The 3,742-nt window shown below is 41.7% G+C and carries 1 protein-coding gene; it reads right to left on the bottom strand.

The genetic code is table 11. The features are described 5' to 3' along the window. Window positions 1–100: 100 nt before the first annotated feature. A complete protein-coding gene (locus JWQ85_RS17420) occupies window positions 101–3,418 on the bottom strand; it encodes a TonB-dependent receptor (RefSeq protein WP_299470277.1) in 3,318 nt (1,105 codons plus the stop codon). Window positions 3,419–3,742: the final 324 nt, after the last annotated feature.

Raw genomic sequence — 3,742 nt, 5'->3', positions numbered from 1 at the left:
TCTAAAAAATCTTTCTTGCATGACGGGCTTAGTGCAATAAATACTGCAATGCAACCTATCGCTATTAATTTCTTTTTCATCTGTCTGTTTAGCTAATTTTTTAAAAAGTAATATTTACACCCAGGTTATATGAACGCACCAATGGGTAAACACCATAATCAATACCTGGTGCAAGGTTAGCCGGTTGGGTGTTGTTAGATCCACCACTCGAATAGTTGTAATCTACCTCCGGGTTGTATCCTTTATATTTGGTTATGGTGAAAGCATTTACTACACTGGCGAAAATGCGCGCGTTTGAAATGCCCAGTTTACTTCGCAGAACATCTGGAATGGTATAACCAAAAGTGATGTTGGTACAACGCAGGAACGAACCATCCTGCAGGTAGAAGGAAGATAAACGGGTGCTGTTACTTTGTGTACCACCGCGTGATGCACGGTAAACCGTACCATTACCCGGGTTAGCAGGATCACGATAACGATTGGCAACATCTGCATACTGGTTACCCGATCCCTCCATGTTATACAGGTAATAATCCTGGCCATCCAATACCTTATTACCCTGAGAACCATTAAAAGAGGCAGCGATATCAAAATGCTTGTAAGTAGAGTTAACAGAAAAACCGTAAGTAAAATCGGCATACGGCGAGCCTATAACCGTTTTATCGGCATCATTTACAACTCCATCTTTATTGGTATCTACAAAATACAGATCGCCTATTTTTGCCGGGTTTGTAGATGCTGATGATGGCGGCGTTTTACCAAGGTTTTCGGCTGTGATTAGGCCACCCACCTGGAAACCGTAAAACATACCAACCGGCCGGCCTTGTTGTGTAATATTTGTTAGGTAAGACCGTTCGGCACCGTTAATGATAATAGTATTGTTACCCGATAGTTTAACCACCTTATTACGGTTGATAGAAATGTTACCGCTTGCATTAAAGGTAAAATCCTTTGATCGTATGATACGGCCATCCAGTTGAAAATCAAACCCGGTGTTACGGATCTTGGAATCGCGCAGGTTGGTTAAGATAGTAGTACTGCCTGATATTGCCGAAATAGGCTGATTGTATAACAGGTTGTAAGAGTAGCTTAAATAATAGTTAGCTATTACTGATAAGCGGCCTTTGAACAAACCGATATCGGTACCAAAGTTATACTGCGAGGTTGTTTCCCAGCTCAGCTTTTGGTCTTTAATGCCACTCGGGTAGGTAGCCGTTACAATGGTGTTATTACCCAATACCACACCGGTTGGGCTTGCCAGCGTTTGCTGTGTATTGTAATTACCAATGTTAAAGTTACCGCTTAAGCCCCAGCTGGCACGTAGTTTAACGGTAGACTGTTCGCCCAAAAAATTATGATAGAAATCTTCCTGTGATAAATTCCAGCCGGCAGCAACAGATGGGAAATAACCATACTTGTTCAGCGGGCCGAAACGTGATGAACCATCTGCCCTGAAAGAGCCGGTTAAAAAGTATTTGTCATTATAACTATAGTTTACACGCCCCAGGTATGAAAGTAGGGTATAAACCGATTTTTGTGTAGGTATTAAACCTAAACCAGGTTGCGGATTTGTTAGTGTAACAAGTGTAAAATTGCTTGGATCGGCCCCTTTATTTGTAATTTCCGGGATGTTATCATTTTGGAATCCACGGGCATAAACACTAACTATATCGGTGCTTGTTTTTTGGGCCGTGTAGCCTGCTAATACATCTATACGGTGCTTTCCAAGTTGCTTATTATAGTTTAATGTAAATTCACCTAACTGGTCTAACTGGCTAAACGTTTGGGCTGCTGCAGTTGCCGCCGCCAACGATTGTGTTGAACCCGGAGGGAATGCACCACTGCTTAAGGTGGTTGGCAGGTAATAGTCGTACTTTTCGTTATACGTTTGGGTACCTAAGTTAACTTTAGCATTAAAGCCCGGTAAAATAGTATAAGTTACATTGCCATTGTAGGTACTGCGGTAACCTTTACGGCTTATTTTGGTACGGTCTGCCAGCGCCAGCGGGTTTTCAATAGACTGGTAACCATAAGCCGCAGATTGCGATGCTGCAGCGTTAGTAGCTAAAGAACCATCCGGGTTATATGCCGAAAAATAAGGCATGTAGATCAATGCTCCTAAAATCGGCCCATGATCAAAACGCCCCTCCTGAATTTCGCGGTTAAGGTTTTGGGTATATGCTATACTGGCGCCTACATGCAGTTTTTTGCTTACATCGCCATCTACATTGGTACGAAAGTTATAACGTTCCTGCCCGCTTGAACGAATAATACCCGGTTGGTTTTGGTAAGCACCACTTACAAAATACCTAACCCCGTTAGATGCACCTGAAAAAGATAAGTTGTGCTTTTGATAAATTGCATTGCGATACAGTTCATCCTGCCAATCGGTATTTACCGTTTGCGGAATAACGCTTTGGGTAGCAAAATTGTAGATCTCGGCAGGGATACTTACGCTACCGGCATTACCCACATTGGCAATACGAGTAGCATTAGGATCAGAATACATCGCATCGTTCCAGGTTTTGCCGCTGTTAACCCATAGGTCATGGTAGCTGTTATTACGGCCGTCTATCACTAACTGCGCGAAGCCATTGGCATCAAGTAATTTTACCTTTTTAGCCAGCTGGTTAACACCTGTTTGCACATCATATTCAAACTTGCCTTTACCCTCTTTGCCTTTTTTGGTAGTAATTATAACAACTCCACCAGATGCACGGGAACCGTAAATAGCAGCAGATGCCGCATCTTTTAGTATGTCTATAGACTCGATATCGTTGGGATTAATAAAAATATCATTTCCTGCCGGATAACCGTCAATTACGTATAAAGGATCGGAGTTTGCATTGAATGAACCAACACCACGCACCCTTATTTTAGTACTTTGATATGGCGCACCATTAGTTTGTGATACCTGAACACCCGCAACTTTACCGGCCAATGCCTGGCCCAGTGTGGGTGCAGACAGGTTTAACTCGCTTGCCTTAACACTTGATATAGCACCCGTTACATCGCTTTTACGAATAGATTGATAACCGATGGCTACTACCTCGTTAAGCATGTTTGCCTGTGGCTTTAGTTTAACATTTATAGTTGCCGCTGTAGTAACAGGCGTTTCAAATGTAAGGTATCCAATAAATGAGTAAACCAGGGTTGAGCCCGGCTCTGCAGATATAATGTACTTACCATTGGCATCGGTTGAAGTACCAACGGTTGTGTTTTTGACACGTACGTTTACGCCGGGTAATGGCTGATTGTTTTCATCTGTAACCACACCGGTAACTTGTATTGCCAATGTGTGAGGCGATGTTTTTTTATGCGCTGCAAAGGTTGATAACGAAAGCAGCATGATCAATAAAGAGAGGACATGTTTTACGGAAAACACTTTAAAAAGATCATGGGTAATCTTTTTTTTCATATTTTTAAGAGTTGATTGTGAGTAAATGACAGTAAAGCAATAGAGCGCTTCTTAAGTTATTTAATGATTGACCGGACCGTGTGAATGTTAGCGCATTCACCGGTTTTTATTAACCGACCGGATAGCGGTGACGGATTGAGATATTACATAGGCAGGATATTAATACATGAACAACATTGATATTTCTTTAAGAATTTGCAGCGTATTGTATCAAAATCACATTCAAACCAATGCCGCATTGCAATCATGTCAACAAAGCTATTGATGCTATCTTAAGTAAAGGACACTTTATAGTTAAGTTTATATTAACAATATGTTCCGGTT

Origin of the sequence: Mucilaginibacter sp., assembly GCF_028288105.1 — a bacterium.
In the GTDB taxonomy this organism is placed as follows: domain Bacteria; phylum Bacteroidota; class Bacteroidia; order Sphingobacteriales; family Sphingobacteriaceae; genus Mucilaginibacter.
The sequence above is the reverse complement of the archived record's forward strand: the minus strand, read 5'-3'. Positions and strand labels throughout refer to the sequence as shown.

Bases quoted from the DNA above. Each gene is read 5' to 3' on its own strand.
- JWQ85_RS17420 (WP_299470277.1), bottom strand. From the start codon at position 3,418: ATGAAAAAAAAGATTACCCATGATCTTTTTAAAGTGTTTTCCGTAAAA.